Origin of the sequence: Rhodococcus sp. CH91, assembly GCF_022554085.1 — a bacterium.
In the GTDB taxonomy this organism is placed as follows: Bacteria; Actinomycetota; Actinomycetes; order Mycobacteriales; family Mycobacteriaceae; genus Rhodococcus.
The window spans coordinates 472,044-488,795 of the sequence record NZ_JAKFYR010000001.1 but is presented as its reverse complement, the minus strand read 5'-3'; the positions used below and the strand labels follow the sequence as shown (position 1 = coordinate 488,795).

Annotated in this window: 15 protein-coding genes; 6 read left to right on the top strand and 9 right to left on the bottom strand. The window is 66.6% G+C overall.

From position 1 onward, the window contains the following. Positions 1–10 precede the first annotated feature (10 nt). Positions 11–1,285 carry a CaiB/BaiF CoA transferase family protein gene (locus MOM01_RS02310; RefSeq protein WP_277609085.1) on the bottom strand — a complete coding sequence of 425 codons (1,275 nt, stop codon included), beginning with the start codon at positions 1,283–1,285 and terminating at the stop codon, positions 11–13. 203 nt (positions 1,286–1,488) lie between these two features. Then, positions 1,489–3,102: an ABC transporter substrate-binding protein gene (locus tag MOM01_RS02305; protein ID WP_241383760.1), complete on the bottom strand. Its 1,614-nt coding sequence runs from the start codon at positions 3,100–3,102 to the stop codon at positions 1,489–1,491. A gap of 1,036 nt (positions 3,103–4,138) precedes the next feature. Between MOM01_RS02305 and MOM01_RS02300 the strand changes: the two genes are divergently transcribed. From MOM01_RS02300 to MOM01_RS02285, 4 genes are read left to right on the top strand one after another with little or no spacing between them, the layout of a single operon-like run. Beyond that, positions 4,139–5,092, top strand: coding sequence for an ABC transporter permease (locus MOM01_RS02300; RefSeq protein ID WP_241383759.1), 954 nt, complete (start codon positions 4,139–4,141; stop codon positions 5,090–5,092). Continuing rightward, positions 5,085–6,182, top strand: coding sequence for an ABC transporter permease (locus MOM01_RS02295; RefSeq protein WP_241383758.1), 1,098 nt, complete (start codon positions 5,085–5,087; stop codon positions 6,180–6,182). The genes MOM01_RS02300 and MOM01_RS02295 overlap by 8 nt, the downstream gene beginning before the upstream one ends. Beyond that, positions 6,179–7,252 (top strand): ABC transporter ATP-binding protein, encoded by a 1,074-nt coding sequence (locus MOM01_RS02290; RefSeq protein WP_241383757.1) that lies wholly within the window; start codon positions 6,179–6,181, stop codon positions 7,250–7,252. Before MOM01_RS02295 ends, MOM01_RS02290 begins: the two co-directional genes overlap by 4 nt. Continuing rightward, on the top strand, positions 7,252–8,241 hold the full coding sequence (locus tag MOM01_RS02285) for an ABC transporter ATP-binding protein (RefSeq protein ID WP_241383756.1): 990 nt from the start codon (positions 7,252–7,254) through the stop codon (positions 8,239–8,241). Before MOM01_RS02290 ends, MOM01_RS02285 begins: the two co-directional genes overlap by 1 nt. 49 nt (positions 8,242–8,290) lie before the next feature. On the opposite strand, the gene MOM01_RS02280 is transcribed toward MOM01_RS02285, so the two are convergent. The 7 genes from MOM01_RS02280 to MOM01_RS02250 form a co-directional block, all read right to left on the bottom strand. Beyond that, positions 8,291–8,629, bottom strand: a complete 339-nt coding sequence (locus MOM01_RS02280) for a hypothetical protein (protein ID WP_241383755.1) — start codon at positions 8,627–8,629, stop codon at positions 8,291–8,293. A gap of 162 nt (positions 8,630–8,791) precedes the next feature. Beyond that, positions 8,792–9,664 carry an IclR family transcriptional regulator gene (locus MOM01_RS02275; protein WP_241383754.1) on the bottom strand — a complete coding sequence of 291 codons (873 nt, stop codon included), beginning with the start codon at positions 9,662–9,664 and terminating at the stop codon, positions 8,792–8,794. 176 nt (positions 9,665–9,840) lie between these two features. Then, positions 9,841–10,365: a MarR family winged helix-turn-helix transcriptional regulator gene (locus MOM01_RS02270; protein ID WP_241383753.1), complete on the bottom strand. Its 525-nt coding sequence runs from the start codon at positions 10,363–10,365 to the stop codon at positions 9,841–9,843. 78 nt (positions 10,366–10,443) lie between these two features. Next, positions 10,444–10,935 carry a flavin reductase family protein gene (locus tag MOM01_RS02265; protein WP_241383752.1) on the bottom strand — a complete coding sequence of 164 codons (492 nt, stop codon included), beginning with the start codon at positions 10,933–10,935 and terminating at the stop codon, positions 10,444–10,446. A gap of 165 nt (positions 10,936–11,100) precedes the next feature. After that, positions 11,101–11,604, bottom strand: coding sequence for a DoxX family protein (locus MOM01_RS02260; protein ID WP_241383751.1), 504 nt, complete (start codon positions 11,602–11,604; stop codon positions 11,101–11,103). Positions 11,605–11,644: 40 nt separating this feature from the next. Further along, complete coding sequence (locus MOM01_RS02255) at positions 11,645–12,451, bottom strand: FadR/GntR family transcriptional regulator (RefSeq protein ID WP_241383750.1); 807 nt, start codon at positions 12,449–12,451, stop codon at positions 11,645–11,647. A gap of 46 nt (positions 12,452–12,497) precedes the next feature. Beyond that, on the bottom strand, positions 12,498–13,823 hold the full coding sequence (locus tag MOM01_RS02250) for an acyl-CoA dehydrogenase family protein (RefSeq protein WP_241383749.1): 1,326 nt from the start codon (positions 13,821–13,823) through the stop codon (positions 12,498–12,500). 158 nt (positions 13,824–13,981) lie between these two features. Between MOM01_RS02250 and MOM01_RS02245 the strand changes: the two genes are divergently transcribed. Together MOM01_RS02245 and MOM01_RS02240 are read left to right on the top strand one after the other, a co-directional pair. Next, positions 13,982–15,499, top strand: coding sequence for a class I adenylate-forming enzyme family protein (locus tag MOM01_RS02245; RefSeq protein WP_241383748.1), 1,518 nt, complete (start codon positions 13,982–13,984; stop codon positions 15,497–15,499). Beyond that, positions 15,496–16,632, top strand: a complete 1,137-nt coding sequence (locus MOM01_RS02240) for a CaiB/BaiF CoA transferase family protein (RefSeq protein ID WP_241383747.1) — start codon at positions 15,496–15,498, stop codon at positions 16,630–16,632. The genes MOM01_RS02245 and MOM01_RS02240 overlap by 4 nt, the downstream gene beginning before the upstream one ends. Positions 16,633–16,752: the final 120 nt, after the last annotated feature.

The window sequence follows — 16,752 nt, the reverse complement described above, 5'->3', positions numbered from 1 at the left end:
GGTTTCGGAACTAGTTGGCTCGATGGGATTGTGCGGCCGCGAGTTCCGCTGCCAAGTCGTGGAGCCCGAGCTCGGTGAGCACGCCGGCGGTATCGGCGCCGAGTTCCGGTGCTGCGGTGAGTCCTGCGCCCCGTTCCCGGCGCCGGCGGGCCATGGCCTCGGTGCCCGGATGGGCACCTTCGACGGGGACGACCGCGACAGGGCTCAGTGGGAGAACGTACGAACCCCGGGGTAGCGCGAGCGTGGTGCTCACTCCGAGATGACGGGCGTGATCCGTGTCCACGGCCTCACGAACGGTGCGCACCATCGCGGCGGGTACGCCCGCGCCGGCGAACAGGGCCTCCCATTCGTGTGCCGGACGTGTCGCGAGAGAAGCTGCGATCACTGCCGTTTCGTCGTCGCGACCGGCGCCGTAGTCGGCACCTCGTTCCCATGATCCGGTGGTCCGGTAGGACTCCGGAAGGCCCACGATGTCGACGAATCGTTCCCAGTACTTGCGTTCGATGGGGCACACCAGCAGAACCCGGCCGTCGCTGCACACGTACATCCGGTAGCGCGACCCCATCGCCTGGAAAGCCGGGCGGGACGGCAGGTCGTTGAGACCCGCCTGCGCCTCGCGCCACATCCACGCCAGTGCCGCCTCCCAGATGGAGACGCTGACGACCTGGCCGGGCTCTCCACGTAGCCGCCGCAGGAGGGCCGCCTGGATTCCCAGGGCCGCCCAGAGACCGGCGAGGGCGGTGCCGTGTGCCTGATAGGAGGCGGGGACACGGGGCATTCCGTCGTGCCATTCGACCTCGACGAGTCCCGCCATGACGTCGGGCTGCAGACCGTGGGCCGGCAGCGCGGACCACGGTCCGTCGTCGCCGTATCCGGTCACGGAGCAGTACACCAGGCCCGGATCGACGGCGAGCAGCGTCTCGGCGTCCAGGCCGCGCTTGCGTGCGTCCTCCGGTCGTGCACCCACGATCACGACGTCGGCCCATTTCGTGAGTGCGTCGACCACGAGCGGCCATGTCTCGGAACGCCGGTCGAGCGCGATGCTCCGGGTGCCGGCATTGAGCGCATGGTGCACATCGGAGGTGCCGGCGAACGGATTTCCCACCTGACGGTTGCCGTCACCCCCACGGGGGTTCTCGACCTTGACCACGTCGGCACCGAGGTGCACCAGTGCCCGGCTTGCCATCGGACCGCTGAAATGCGTGGAGAAATCGACTATCCGCGGCCAGCCACGCCCGGTACTCCCGGGTGCAGGGTGGGTGGATCGCAGACCTTCTGAGGACATCCCGATCCCCCTTCCTTCGTTCGCCGAGATCGGATGTGCTTCGGACACAGGTGAGTTGTATCAGTGGGAGAAGGGCAGTTTCACCAGCTTCGTCCCATCTCGTGAAATCGGGATTCACGACGCCGGATTCGACCGGCCGGGACGCGCAACGAGGACGGCCCCGCTCACATGCGTGACCGGGGCCGTCTCCGAGGTGTCCGTCGTCAGTTCGTCATGAATGCCTCGTCGAGCAGGATGATTCCGTCGACGGTCGGCTGGGCACCGTAGACGTCGGGTGCCCACGCGACGAAGTTGATGCCGGCTCCCCACAGAAGCAGCGGCTGGTCGGTGTTGACGAGGTTCTGCACCTCACCGATCGCGGCACGCTTGGCTTCGTCGTCCGGGGCGGACACGACCCGGGCGAGCAGTTGGTCCATCTCCGGGTCGGCGTACCCGAGGATGTTGTTCGTGGACTCGCTGTGCAGCGCGCTGAACAGCCGGATCTCGGGGTCGATGTCCGAGACGGTGTACGAGCCGAAACTCATGTCGAAGTCGCGGTCCACATATCGCCGCTTGACCAGATCGGTGGTGCTGCTGGCATATTCCACCGAGGTGTCGAATCCGGCCGCGTTCATCTGGGCCTGGACGGCCAGCGCGAGCTCTTGCGAGTCGGGGTTGTTGACGCTGAGGAAGGTGATCTTCCCGTCGTACCCGTCGGCCTTCGCCTCGTCGAGCAATTGCCGCGCCTTCTCTGCCGACGGCGTGATCCCGGTGGTCTCACCGTGCCATGCGGACCACGACTGGAACAGATCGGTACCGGGCAGGCCTTCGCCTTCGCGCACCCGCTGGTCGATCACCTCGGGGTCGACGGCGTAGGCGATCGCCTGACGAACGCGCGGATCGGCGGCCGGGCGGCCCTCGGCGGAGTTGAGCTGACCGACCATCTTCAGACTCGCGGCCTCGGCGTAACCCGGGAACTCCTCGAGCGCGACGTTCACGGTTTCGGCGTTGCCGAGATAGGCCATATCGATGCCGTCGGTCCGCAATGCGTCGACCTTGGGCTGGTCGCCGGCGATGGCGACGAACTTCAGTCCGTCGAGGTGGGGTGCTCCGCCCCAGTAATCCGGACGGGCCTTCAGTTGCAGCTCCTGCTGGGGTTGCAGGCTGACGACGGTGAAGGGCCCGGCACCGATCGGGGTGAAGGTGTCGCCCTGCTGCGAGCTCGGCGCGACGATCATGCCGTGACCGTACGAGAGCATGGCGGGGAAGGTGCGCCACGGCTGGTCGAGGGTGAACACGACGGTCGACGGATCGACTGCCTCGACCCCCGTCACGACCTTCTGGAAGAGCTGGGAGTGGGCACCTTTCAATCGGTTGTACCGCTCGATGCTGGCGACTACGGCGTCGGCGTCCAGCGGAGTTCCGTCGCTGAAGGTCACGCCGTCACGCAGCGTCAGCGTCCAGCTCAGCTGGTCGTCGCTCTCCTCGATCGACTGCGCGAGTTGCGGCTGGAAGCTCTGCGACTCGATGTCGAACCTCACCAGGACGTCGTACACCGCGGCCATTTCGGTGCCGCCGGTCGGACCGGTGACCTGAGTCATCGTCGGGTCGAGGTTGGTGACCGGTGCGAGTCCGGCGAAGATGAGCGTCCCACCCTTCACCGGCGGCCCGCCGTTCCCCTGGTCGCCGACGATGCCGTAGGCCAGTTCCTTGTCGTCCGACACGGCGTCCGTGCCCGGATCGTCGCTGCCGTCGGCTGTGGCGCAACCGGTGAGTGCAACGGCACCGATCACGACCGTCGTCAGTAGCCGGCCGATCCCTTTCGAGTATCTGCTCATGAACAACCTCCTGGAGTGAGGATCGGCCCCCACATCGACGACGTCGCCCGATCCGCTGCGTCGCCGACTCTATACTTCACTATCCTTGTGTAACAATAGCTTTCGTTGACGCATCGATCGCGGAGTGTACGACCGTCACAGCACGTCCGAGTGCACCGACGTGCACACGGACCGCCTGCGACCCGGCCCTTCCGCCGAGAGCCCGTTCGTCGGGTGTACGTCTCGGCGGCCGTCTCGCCGTATCGCCAATGCGTACCGCAGCATCGCCCCCGCGGACAACACCGGAATCGGCGGACGAGTGGACGGTGAGTGCCGGGGAACCCACCCGCGGCCACGAGAGCAACCGTCCGCGCCGCCGGGACCGCGGGCTGTGGAGTACCGTGCCGGCAAGTCCCACCGCCGGGCAGAAGACCCGCGCTGCTACCGGGCGGATATCGGGGTAGATTCGGGACGCGGTCGTCGCCCGAAGACTCGCACGAGAGCCACCGACGACGGGAGTCCGAGCACTATCGGCGTCTCCCACCAGGCATTATCTTCTCCGACGTCATGTCGGCGAACCATCGGCGAGAGTGCCCGCCCGAGTCCCGTCGCGGGCTCGCGCCGGGTGCGGAACACGGCGAGCCACGACGCGGCCCACCGTTCGGCGGGCGAGATCTCCCGCTGCTTTCCCGGACACCGCCCACCCCGGGTGGCCCGGCCGTCCGCCGCGTCCGAAGGCCTCGGGAGACGCGTCGATCTCCGAGGAAGTCGATGCCATTGAATGGGACATGTGCGCCCGGCTTCGGATGTGTCGAACGCTACATTCGAGGCGCACCCGGTCGGGCGACGACGGGCACTTCGTCCCCGCGACCCGGCACCTGCACGGTCCGCGGAGACGCGCACCCGGAAGGACGAACGACGGTCCTGCCGGGTGACGGTTCGGAGCCTCGGGGAAGATGCCCGCGGTGCAGCACGCTTCCGATTCCGTGTTCCGACAACGGGATCGCCGTACAGAAGTCCGGCCGTTCATGAAACAGAGGAAGGAGGCGGTGACGCGGTGGCGCGAACAGTGATCGACAAGACGATCGAACTGGTCGTCGTGCTCTTCATCGTCAGTCTCGGCACGTTCGCCCTCGTATCGCTCATCCCGGGCGATCCGTCGGTTGCCGTTCTCGGTGAAGGCCGCGCACCCGAGGAGTACGCCCAGGTTCGCGAGGAGATGGGTCTCGACGACCCCTTCCTGACGAGATACTGGGGCTGGCTGTCGGGGGCATTGCAGGGCGATCTGGGTCAGTCGATGGTTCCGCCGCAAGGTGCGGTCACCGACAGCATCGGCGCGGCATTGCCGGTGAGCGTGCAGTTGGCTCTGATGGGCCTCGTCATCGCGATCGTCGTCTCGGTCCCGCTCGCGATGTACTCGGCTCGCCACCAGGGTGGCTGGATCGACCGCATGATCAGCGCCGGCACGTTCGGGATCCTGTCGATCCCGAGCTTCCTCGCGGGTCTGCTGCTGATCATGGTCATGGTCAACTACCTCGGCTGGTTCCCCCGCTCGCAGTGGGTGCGGATCTCGGAGGACCTGGGCCAGAACCTCTATCACGCCTTCCTGCCCGCCCTCACCATCAGTCTCCTCGAGATGGCGATGTTCACGCGCATCCTGCGAAGCGATCTCGTGACCACATTGAAGGAGAACTTCATCCTCGTCGCCAAGGCGAAGGGCATGTCGAACGCCCGCCTGCTGTTCAGCGACGCACTGCGTCCCTCGTCCTTCTCGCTCATCACGATGATCGGTGTCGTGATCGGATCGATGATCGGTAGCACCGTCATCGTCGAGACCCTCTTCTCGTTGCCGGGGATGGGTTCGCTCATCGTCCGGGCCGCGCAGCAGGGAGACATACCGATGGTCCAGGGGGCCGTGCTGGTGATCGCAGCCATCTACGTCATCGCCAACGGCGTCATCGACATCTCCTACGGATACCTCGACCCAAGGAGCCGACGAGCACATGTCTGAGACGACCCTCGAGATACCGGCCGACACCGGCCGTCCCCAGGAAGACTCCGCTCCCGAGACCGTGGTCGAACCTTCGAATGCCGACGAACGCCGGCATCTCTACCGCCTGGGAACGTGCCTCACCGTTGCCGGTGTGATCGCCGTGGGCCTCGGCCTCGCACCGCTGCTCATCATGCCGGTCCGCATCTCTCTCTTCCTGATAGGCCTCGTAGCGCTCTACACCGGATTGCGAAGGCTCGGACTGGCTCGATTCGGATCCGATTTCGATCTGACCTTCATCCTGTCCTGCACGTGGCTGGCCGCCTTGACCGCCGCAGCGCTGCTGGCTCCGCTGCTCCCTCTGGCCGAGCACGAGAACACCGCACGGACCCTCACCGAGCCGAGCTACGCAACCCCGAGCCTGTTCTCGGAACATCCACTGGGCACCAACAATTTCGGCCTGGATCTGCTCGCCCGGTCGATCTACGGTGCTCGGTACTCACTGGTGGTCGCCGTCTCGGCGGTGTTGATCGGCATGATCGTCGGTGGTGCGATCGGCATCCTCGCCGGATACTTCGGTGGCAAGCTCGACCGGATCGTCGGTGTGCTCACCAATTCGCTGCTCGCGGTTCCCTCGCTGATCCTGCTGATCGCACTCGCCTCGGTGCTCGAGCCGAACCTGCGCAACATCGCGTTCGCATTGTCGATCCTGGCGATTCCCAGTATGGCGCGTATCGCCAGAGCCAATACTCTCGTCTTCTCGCAACGCGAGTTCGTTCTCGCGGCCAGAGCCATGGGCGCCACCAGGATGAGGGTGATGCTGAGGGAGATCGCTCCCAATGTCGTCCTCCCGCTCGCGTCGATGGGAATGGTCCTCATCTCGGCGATGATCGTCGCGGAAGCGTCGCTGAGCTTCCTCGGGCTGGGCATTCAGCCCCCCACTCCGACCTGGGGGAACATGATCTCGGAAGGCCAGGGCACCGTGTTCGAGCAACATCCGCACATCGTGTGGGCCCCCGGCCTGTTCCTGTTCCTGACGGTGTTCTCGTTCAATCTCGTCGGTGAGAAGGCGCAGAAGCGCACCGGCGGTACCCGGGAGGTGAAGCTGTGAGTTGCCACGAGCCGCTGTTGACGGTGAACGAGGTGTCCACCCGGTTCCGGACCAAGCGGGGCCATCTCAGAGCAGTGGAACGGGTCTCCCTCCAGGTCGAGGCAGGCGAGACCCTGGGACTCGTGGGCGAATCCGGCTCCGGGAAATCGGTTCTCGGACAGACCATCATGGGACTCGTCTCGCACGGCGGCAACACCACGGTGACCGGTCAGGTGCTCTTCGAGGGACGCGACATGCAATCCCTCTCCCGCAAGGATCAACAGCGATTGTGGGGCAAGGACATCGCGATGGTCTTCCAGGACCCGATGTCGGCACTGAACCCGTTCAAACGGATCGGCACGCACATCACCGAGTCGCTGCGCGCCCACCTCGGGTTGGACAAGAAGCAGGCACGCGAGCGGGCGATCGAACTCCTGCGCAAGGTCCGCATCCCGGAACCGACCCGGCGCATCGACCAGTATCCTCACGAGCTGTCCGGCGGTATGCGCCAGCGCGTGGTGATCGCGATGGCACTGGCCTGCGATCCCAAGCTGGTGATCGCGGACGAGCCCACCACCGCCCTCGACGTGACCGTGCAGAAACAGATCCTCGAACTGCTCGACTCGCTCCGCACGGAGACACGTATGGCGGGGATCCTCATCAGCCACGACCTCGGAGTCGTCTCCGGGCAGACCGATCGAGTGGCCGTGATGTATGCCGGACGTGTCGTGGAGACGGCTCCGACCCGCCAGTTGTTCACCACCCCACGTCATCCCTACACGGAGGCGCTGCTGGCCGCGGTCCCCCGGCTCGAGCAGGATCCTCATACCCGCCTCGAATCCATCGAGGGTGGCCTCCCGGACATGACGAGGCCGCCGGCGGGTTGCGCATTCGCATCCCGCTGCAAGTACACGCAACAGAAGTGCCGGGAGGTCGTACCCGGGCTCAGTGCCTCCGCGGACACCGCCGGCGCCCGCCATCCCCACGAGGTGGCCTGCCACTTCCCCCTGGGCGGGCCTGCTGTGGCCGAACTCGGCATACCCACCGTGGCGGCCGTCGACGATCGCGTGCTGGAAATGGAGGCAATCTGATGGCCGGTAGCGGAGTTGCGCACCTGCGCGCGGAAGACGATCCCGTACTGTCCGTGAAGAACCTGGTCGTGGAGTTCCCGGCCGGACGCCACCGGACGGTCTACGCGGTGTCCGACATCAGCTTCGATCTGCTGTCGGGCGAAACCCTCGGTATCGTAGGCGAATCCGGATGTGGCAAGTCCACCGCCGGCCGCGCGGTGATGCAGTTGCCGTCACCGAAGTCGGGCAGCGTCGAGATCGACGGTACGGAGCTGACGACCTCGAGCCCGTCCGAACTGCGCCGGATCCGATCGAAACTCCAGATGATCATGCAGGACCCGATCTCGTCGCTCAATCCGCGGCGCAAGGTCAAGCACCTGGTGACCGAGGGGCCCCGGATGTGGGGGCGGCAGAACAAGGACCAGCTCGAGAGGCGGGCACGCGAACTCCTGCGCGCTGTCGGGCTCGATCCGGACATGGTCTGGGAGCGCCTGCCCGGAGAACTGTCGGGCGGTCAGTGTCAGCGGGTGTGTATCGCCCGCGCGATGATGCTCGAACCGAAGGTGCTCATCTGCGACGAACCGGTCTCCAGCCTCGATGTCTCGGTCCAGGCACAGATCCTCAACCTCCTCGAACAGACGAAGAACGAGTTCGAGCTGACCATGATCTTCATCGCCCACAACATGGCGGTGGTCAAGAACATCAGCGACCGCGTGATGGTGATGTACCTGGGCAAGGTCTGCGAGATCGCACCCAGCCGCGATATGGAGCACCGGGCGCGCCATCCGTACACGCGCCTGCTGCTGGCGTCCATCCCCGATCCCGACATCCACCGCGGGGAAGCGGAGGCCACGCCGCGGATCGAGGGAGACCTTCCGTCGCCGCTGAACCCCCCGTCCGGATGCCGCTTCCGTACCCGCTGCCCGCTCGCGACGGAACGGTGCGCGGAGGAGGAGCCACTGTTGCGCGAGATCGACGACAATCATGTCGTCGCCTGCCACCACGTCTGACAGACCTTCCGGTGGCCGGATCTCCGGCCACCGGGGGGTAGGTTCACACCTACGCGTACCGCATCTCCGCACTGCGGCGGCCTGCACCGAAACGCTCGTCGAGCATACGCAGGATCATCTTCCGGCTCGTCAGGATCTCGTCGCGTGCGACCTCCGCCTGAACTCGACGCTCGGCGGGAACCGACCACTTGTCCCACCAGGTCTCGAGTGAGGGCTCGGGGGCTCGGACGGCGACCGAGAAGATGAGATGGACGGAGTCGGGCCCGTCGGCAGGCCGTGTCTGGATCACGAAGTCCGACTCCGGGAAGAGCACCCACAGCCGGTCGTCGGCGATCTCGATCCGGCAGTCGTCGGGCAGTTCGACGCCCGCACGGAACGACTCGGCCAACCGGTTGTCCAAACTGACGCGAACTGGTTCGGAAGGACAGACCATGGGGCGAACCTCCAAGCGATAGTGGATGAACGGATGTCCGGCAGCGGGAGGACCCTCACCTGCCCGGTGGTACGAAGCGGATGACGAGCCGGCCGTCGGACGGTCCCCGACCGCGCGTCACAACGCGCGCAGGTAGTCGGCCGGGTCGGTCTGCACCGATTCCTGCCCGTCTCCGACGCGCCGGGTGCCACCACGACTCGCCGGCACAGCGGGAATCAATCGGCTCGCAATGGATTCGGCAGTCTGCCTGGCGATACGAGCGTGCGCTTGGAGCGTCGCGCGGTTGGTGCTGCCGGGCCCGGTGATGGATACCGCCCCGACGACCCCGGAGGACGACAGGATCGGAGCGGCCACACAGGCCAGGCCACTGACGGAATCACCGAAGTCTGTTGCGATTCCGGTGCGACGAGCGGTCTCCAGGATCGATGTCAGGCTGGGTGCGCCCGGGCGGGTGGGGATGGTGGCAGCATCGGCGATGACGCGGCGCCAGGTGGCCTCCGGCTGTGCCGACAGGAGGGCGCGCCCGATCGCAGTTCGGTAGGCCGGTAGACGTCCTCCGATGCGCGTCGGGACGTCGCTGCGCGCCGGCCCGACCTTGTCGATGTAGACGACCTCGTCACCGTCCAGGATGCCCAGGTGCACGATCTGCGCACACTGTTGCTGTGCCTGGTAGAGCCACGTGCAGGCCTGGGCACGAAGACGGGCGGCATCGGCAGCGAGACCCCCGACCTCGAACAGACGCAGCCCGATCCGGTAGCCGGCGGACACCCGTTCGATCCAGCCGACGTCGCGCAGCTGCTCGGCCAGGCGATAGACGGTGGAGCGGGGCAGACCCGTGCGCGCAGTCAGATCGTCGAGGGAGAGGGCGCGCCCGTCGTCGAACGCGTCGATCACCACCGCGGCACGTCCCAGCACTGATCTGTGCCCTCCGGATCGACGTGGGACAGTGTCCATTTCGAGGTCTTCGGGGGTGTTTTGCAAGACGGTCATGGCCACTCCTAGACAATCATCATCATTGCTTCGATATATGCATAGAATATGCGGAATGTGATCTACGTCAAGCCGAGAGGAAGCGAAAAGCTCCTCTTTCCGTCGGGAACTGCGGGAATCCGCCAGGGTGCCGGGGTCGTGCCCGGACGCCGAATCATGCCCCGGGAGAAGGTTACCTACCGGTAGTCTTCGGACTCGGGGCCGCGACCACCACATGTCTTCGTGGTCGACCAGCCGACGAGCTCGTCGGCGAAACGCTGGAAAAGCGTTGCGAAATCGGTGATTTCCTGCTCGTCGAAACTCTCCAGGCGGTCGGTGATCAGACCGCGGAACTGCCGCTCGATCCTCCGGGCGGCGCTGCCACCCTCGGGCGTGACGGCAAGGATCGTCACGCGGCGGTCGTCGGTCGGAACAGTGCGCTCCACCAAGCCTTCTCGGACCAGACCCTCCACCAGGCGGCTGGCGTGGGAAACCCCGAGATTGCTGGCCGAGGCCAAGTCGCCGAGCCGTCGGGGCCCGTGCTGATCGAGCTCCCGGAGCATGGTGTACGCGGGGCGTTCCAACCGAACTCCGGGGATGCCGGTATCCACGGGATACACCCCTGCGGCCGAAAAGGCGCGGGCGGCGCGCACCCAGGCGTCGAGAACATGGGAGACGGCGACGTCCCGGCCCTCGACCTGCATTCTTGTGTCTGCGGTCACATGTGAAGCAGACCACAATTCTTTGTTCAAGGCAACTATTGCGGCCGGAAACTTTTTCGTAGAGAGAATTTCCTGGCGTTACAACGCGACATGGGTGCCGAAGACGCGGCGATGGTAGGTCAAGGGAGTGCCGTCCCCGGTTTCCACCGAGACCACGCGACCGAGAGCGATGATGTGGTCACCGCCCTGCACGGAGTCGACGAGATCGCAGGCCAGCCAGCTCACGGCGCCGTCGAGGCGCGGCAGGCCCGAATCCGGTTGCCAGGAGACACCGTCGAATTTCCCGATGCCTCGGCTGGATGCGAACTTCAGGGCGGTCGCCGCCTGTGAGACGGACAGGATGTTGATGCCGAACCGGCCCGCGGAACGGACCGCGGTGAGCAGGGTCGAACGCCGGTCGAGGGAGACCAGCACCATCGGGGGGTCCATGGACAGCGACGAGAACGCGCTCACCGTCGCTCCGTAGTGGTTGTCTTCCCAGGTGGTGGTGACCACCGAGACCGGAGTCGCCACAGAGGCCATGGCCTCACGGAAGGTGTGCTGGATACCGGTGTCGAGTTGCGCAGTCATAGCCTGTCTTCCGTTTCGTCCTCATGGCGGCACGACTCGGGACCATGCCGCGCTTCCGAAGAACCGCACGGGCTGTCTCCGTGCGGCCGTCTCTGCGGGGATCCTCCCCTTCTCGATGGATGGCCGGCGGCTCCACGGGGCTCCTTCGCAGGAGCGGCCGTCGCCTCAGGATGTCGTGGCGCGCGGCCGGTAGCATGCCGCCATCAGGCCTGCGGTCGCGAGCGCGCCCACCGCGACGGCTGCAACTGCCCAGGTCAAGCCGAAGGCGTTCACACCGAGCAGATGGTCGAGCGACCACCGGCCCGGCCCGATCAGCGCAGGGACGACGGCCACCATCGCCACCAGGATCGTGTACTCCCATCCGCCCTCGAACACGAAATATCCCTTACCGCGATGATCGGTGAAGGTCGCGACCAGCATCAGACCGATGAAGGCGGCAGATGCCAGCGGTGTGGCCAATCCCAGCAGAAGCAATGCGCCGGCGCCGATTTCGGTGAATGCTGCGATGCGTGCGTGCAGCCGACCGGGGCGCAGGCCGAGCGATTCGAACCATCCTGCGGTGCCGTCCAGTCCCCCGCCTCCGGCGATCTTGTTCACGCCGTGCGCCATGAGCATGCCGCCCAGTGCGACCCGCAGCACCAGCATCGCCACGTCCAGTTCCGTACTCACTCCGCTCCTTTCGACTCGTCACCGAGCCCGTCCGGAATGGCTAGCGCCATTCGATGACCCGGTCGAGGAGCTCGGGGATCCGCTCCTCGCAGTAATCGTTGATGTCCTGTTGATGCTCGTACGACAGCCGGTGCGCGTCCTCGGGACGGCCCTCGATGATGGCGGCGGCGATCTGTCGATGTGCCTCGACGAAGTCGTCGTGCTTGGGTGAGAGATCGATCGCCGCGAGCACCTGCTCACGGAAGATCGCCGACATCGCGCTCGCCGACGTGCTGAGGACGAGGTTGCCACTCAGCGCGTAGACCGTCTCGTGGAATTGCGGTGTCGCACGCCAGATCCCGCGTGGCCGTACCGCGTCCTCCGGTTCGGCTTCACCCTCGCCGAAGGTGACCGACAGCTGACTTCTCGCCTGTTCCGGGTCGGAACGCCGGGCTGCGAGGTCGGCCAGCCACGGTTCGAGCGCGACCTTCGATTCGGCCAGTTCACGATAGGTCGCACCGGCGAGCCGGTAGTACAGTGCGGAAGTGCGCCCCAGATCGGAGGCATCGACCGCGGCCATCACCGGGCCGCCGCCGCGACCCTGCTTGACGACGACGAGCCCCTGGGCCTCGAGCAGTCTCAACGCCTCGCGAAGGGTGGTTCGGGCGACACCGTAGTTCGCCATCATCGTGACTTCGGAAGGCAGCACATCCCCCGGCTCGACGCCGTCCTCGATCATCGCTTCCACGATCTCGCGGGCCAGCACCTCGGCGAGTTTGAGCGGCCGCATCCGTCGCGGCAGCGGCTTGAGCAACGTCCGGTTGCCGCGCTGCACGCGCTCCCCTTCGACTCCGGTGGGTAGTTTCATGTGCGACTCCTCGCCTCGGGTTCCTGCTTTCCCTACCCCCAAGGTCTCATGCGTTGAGCGCGACCTGTTCCAGGAGTGCGGCGAAGTTCTTCTCGGCGTCGGCGCGCCGGGTGGGCACGTGCTCGCTGGGAACCTCGTGCGGCTCGTATTCGCGCAGCAGCAGGCGGGCCACGGTGACCTTGTGCACCTCGTCCGGACCGTCGTACAGACGCGCTGCGCGAGCACGACGGTACATGTACTCGAGCGGCAGGTCGGACGAATATCCCAGCGCCCCGTGGATCTGGATCGCACGGTCGAGGACGTCGTACAGGACGCGGCCGCCCCAGAACTTGATCAGGCCGATGTCGAGGCGGGCATCGCTGTAGGGGCGCCCCTCGTCGTGGAGGCGATCCATCCGCCATGCCGCCTGGAGGGTGAGCAGGCGCGCAGCCTGCATCGCAGCGTACGACTCGGCGACCCAGTCCTGGATCATCTGCTTGTCGCCGAGCAACGAACCGTGGGCGTTCCGGCTCACCGCACGCTCGCAGAGCATGTCGAAGGCTCGTCGGCTCTGTCCCAGCCATCGCATCGCGTGATGGATCCGGCCCGGGCCCAGGCGGCCCTGCGCGAGGGCGAAGCCGCCTCCCCGCTCCCCGATCAGGTTCTCCCGGGGCACGCGGACATTGCGATAGACCACTTCGGCGTGGCCGCCGTAGTCGTCGTCGCGGACGTCCGGCTCGGCCATGGTCGGGATGTTGCGTACGACCTCGAGACCCGGGGTCCCGGCGGGCACGAGGATCATCGAGAAAGCCTTGTGCGGACGGATGTCCTCACCGAATTCGGTTCGGACCATGACGATGTGGAAATCGGCCAGTGCCGCGTTGGTGATGAACCACTTGTGTCCGTCGATCACCCACTCGTCACCCTCGAGCCGGGCGGTGGCCTCCATCAGCTTCGGATCGGCCCCGGCGCCGGGTTCGGTCATCGAATAGCAGGAGGTGAGCTCCCCGGCCAGGAGCGGTTCGAGATAGTCCTTGCGCTGTTGCTCGGTGGCGCCGAGAGCCAGTAGCTCGGTGTTACCGGAGTCGGGGGCGTTGTTTCCGAAGATGTGGGGGGCCAGATGGGAACGCCCCAGAATCTCGTGCATGAGACCGAGTTTGACCTGGCCGTAGCCGGCACCTCCGAGCGACGGCGGCAGGTGGGCGGCCCACAGACCCTGCTCCTTGACCTGCTCCTTGAGCGGCTGGATCAGACGCAGATAGTCGGCTCGTCCCTCGCGCCCGCGGAAGCGTTCCCCGAGCGTCTCCAACGGGAGAATCTCCCGGTCGACGAACTCACGCATCCAGACGAGCTTCTGTTCGAACTCCGAATCGGTCGAGAAATCCCAGGCCATCGCACGGTCCTCATCGGTATGGGTGGCACATGGGCCACAGGAAAACGTCGGGCCGCCCCTCGACGGCTGTCGCTAACGTACCCAAAACCTCCAAACATGTCTATGTTTAGAGCGAAGACACATCCGCGTCATATCCGACTCCCTCCGGAGGACCGAGCATGAATCTGACGACGATCCTGGACATGGCCACTGCGAGCCACCCCGACCGCAACGCCCTCGGCTCCTGGTACGACGGCACCACCTACCTCGAACTGCGCGAACACGCCGCGCACGGCAGCCGAGTGCTCACCGACCTCGATGCCGGAACGGTGGTTTTCGTGGGCACCAACGGACCGATCCTGCCCGTCCTGGCCTTCTCCGCCGCCTGGGCAGGAATCCCGATCGCACCGCTCAACTACCGGCTCCCGGGCGATCAGCTCGTCGCCCTGGTGCGCCGTCTCGAACGACCCGTCGTCGTCGCGGACGACGACTACCTGCACACCTTCGCAGGCAGCGGGATCACCGCGATGTCCGTGGACGAGTTCACATCCCGCCTCCGGGCCGCAGAACCGTCGCCCGCTCCCGCCGAGGTCGACGAGGACGCGGTGGCCGTCGTCCTCTTCACCAGCGGCACCACCTCGGCACCGAAAGGGGTGCTGCTCCAGCACTCCCATCTGATCTCCTACGTGCTGCAGACCGTCGATCTGGGCAGCGCGCAGGAGACCGACGCGGCACTGGTGAGCACTCCGCCCTACCACATCGCCGGTATGGGAACGATTCTCACGAACATCTACGCCGGACGCCGGATGGTCTACCTGGCCGACTTCTCCCCTGCCGCGTGGCTCGACCTGGTGCGCGCCGAACGGATCAGCAGCGCCATGGTGGTCCCCACCATGCTGGCCCGGATCGTCGACCATCTCGACGGCGCACCCGCCGACACCCCCGATCTGCGGTCCGTCGCATACGGCGGCGCCCGGATGCCGCTGCCCGTCCTGGAACGCGCCCTGACCGCCTTCCCCCACACCGGATTCGTCAACGCCTACGGACTCACCGAGACCAGCTCGACGATCGCCCTGCTCGGCCCCGACGACCACCGCGCAGCGATGGCCTCCGACGATCCGGCGGTGCGCGCCCGGCTCGTCTCGGCCGGACGGCCCGTGCCCGGCATCGAGGTCCTCATCCGGACGGAGGACGGTGTGCCGGTCGCGCCCGGCGAGACCGGATTGCTCTGGGTCCGCGGCGCCCAGGTATCGGGCCGATATCTCGAGAAGGGATCGGTCCTCGACGAGGACGGCTGGTTCCCCACCAACGATCGGGCCCGCCTGGACCAAGCCGGTTATCTCTTCATCGAAGGCCGGGCCGACGACACGATCATCCGCGGCGGCGAGAACATCGCGCCGGCCGAGGTCGAGGATGCCGTCCTGACCCATCCGGAGGTCGCCGACGTGGCCGTCGTCGGCCTCCCCGACGACGAATGGGGAGAGCGGATCACCGCGGCCGTGGTCCGGGTCGCCGGCAGCGAGCTGACCGCCGACGACGTCCGGGCCTGGGCCCGGCAGCAGGTCCGGGGTTCCCGGACCCCGGACGACGTCGTCTTCGTCGACGACCTCCCCCGGACCCCGACGGGCAAGGTCGTGCGTCGTCACCTGATCGACGAACTCACCGCCACCACCGCTGTCCCGGAGGCGGTGCGATGACGGCGGGGCCGCTCAGCGGCATCCGGATCGTCGAACTCGCCGGACTCGGGCCCGCACCGTTCGCGGCCATGATGCTGGCGGACCTCGGCGCCGAGGTGGTCCGCGTCGACCGCCCCGGACGCCGGCCGCAACGACCCCACACCGACGTGCTGAACCGCAATCGCAGTCACGTCGTGCTCGATCTGAAGAAGCCGGAGGGGGTGACGGCTCTGCTCGAGCTCGTCGATCGTGCGGACGTCCTTCTCGAGGGGTACCGCCCCGGTGTCGCCGAACGGCTCGGTTTCGGTCCGGACCTGTGCCTGGAACGCAATCCCCGGCTGATCTTCGGACGCATGACCGGGTGGGGGCAGAGCGGACCGCTGGCCCACACCGCCGGACACGACATCGACTACATCGCCCGCACCGGGGCCCTGCACGCCGTCGGCCGGGCAGGTGGGCCGCCCCAGATCCCGCTCAACAGCATCGGCGACTTCGGCGGTGGCGGAATGCTGCTGGCCTACGGGGTGCTGGCGGCACTGCTCGAACGCTCGACATCCGGTCACGGCCAAGTCGTCGATGCGGCGATCGTCGACGGGGTCGCGGCGCTCATGGCCATGCAGTACGGCTTCATCGCCGACGACTACTGGCGCGACGAACGAGGCGTCAACACACTCGATTCGGGCGCTCCCTACTACGACGTCTACGAAACCGGTGACGGCCGGTGGTTCGCCGTCGGTGCCGTCGAGCCCCAGTTCTACGCCCAGCTGCTCGAGGCACTGGAGCTCACCGACCTGCCCGACCGCAGCGATCGGGCGAACTGGCCGACGATCCGTACCGCCTTCGCGGCGCGCTTCGCCGAGCGGACCCGCGACGAATGGACGGAGATCTTCGAGAAGTTCGACGCCTGCGGCGCCCCCGTACTGTCCCTGCTCGAGGCTCCGCACGACCCGCACAACATCGCTCGCGAGGTGTATGTGGACATCGACGGAGTCGTTCAGGGTGCACCGGCCCCTCGCTTCTCCCGGACCCCCGCAGCCGCGGTGCGGCCGGCAGGCCCGCCCGGGCGAGACACCCTGGCCGTACTCACCGAGTGGGGTGTGGACGAACCCGGGAAGCTGATCGAATCCGGTGCCGCCGTCGACGACTCCGACTGAATACGAGGCGGACCCCCCGACCGCGGTCCCACTGATCGGCACGAGCGCGTTCCACCTCGCGACGATTGCCGAATAGGTTGCCTCCCATAACATCAGGCAACGCCGAAGCGAGGTGCCCGA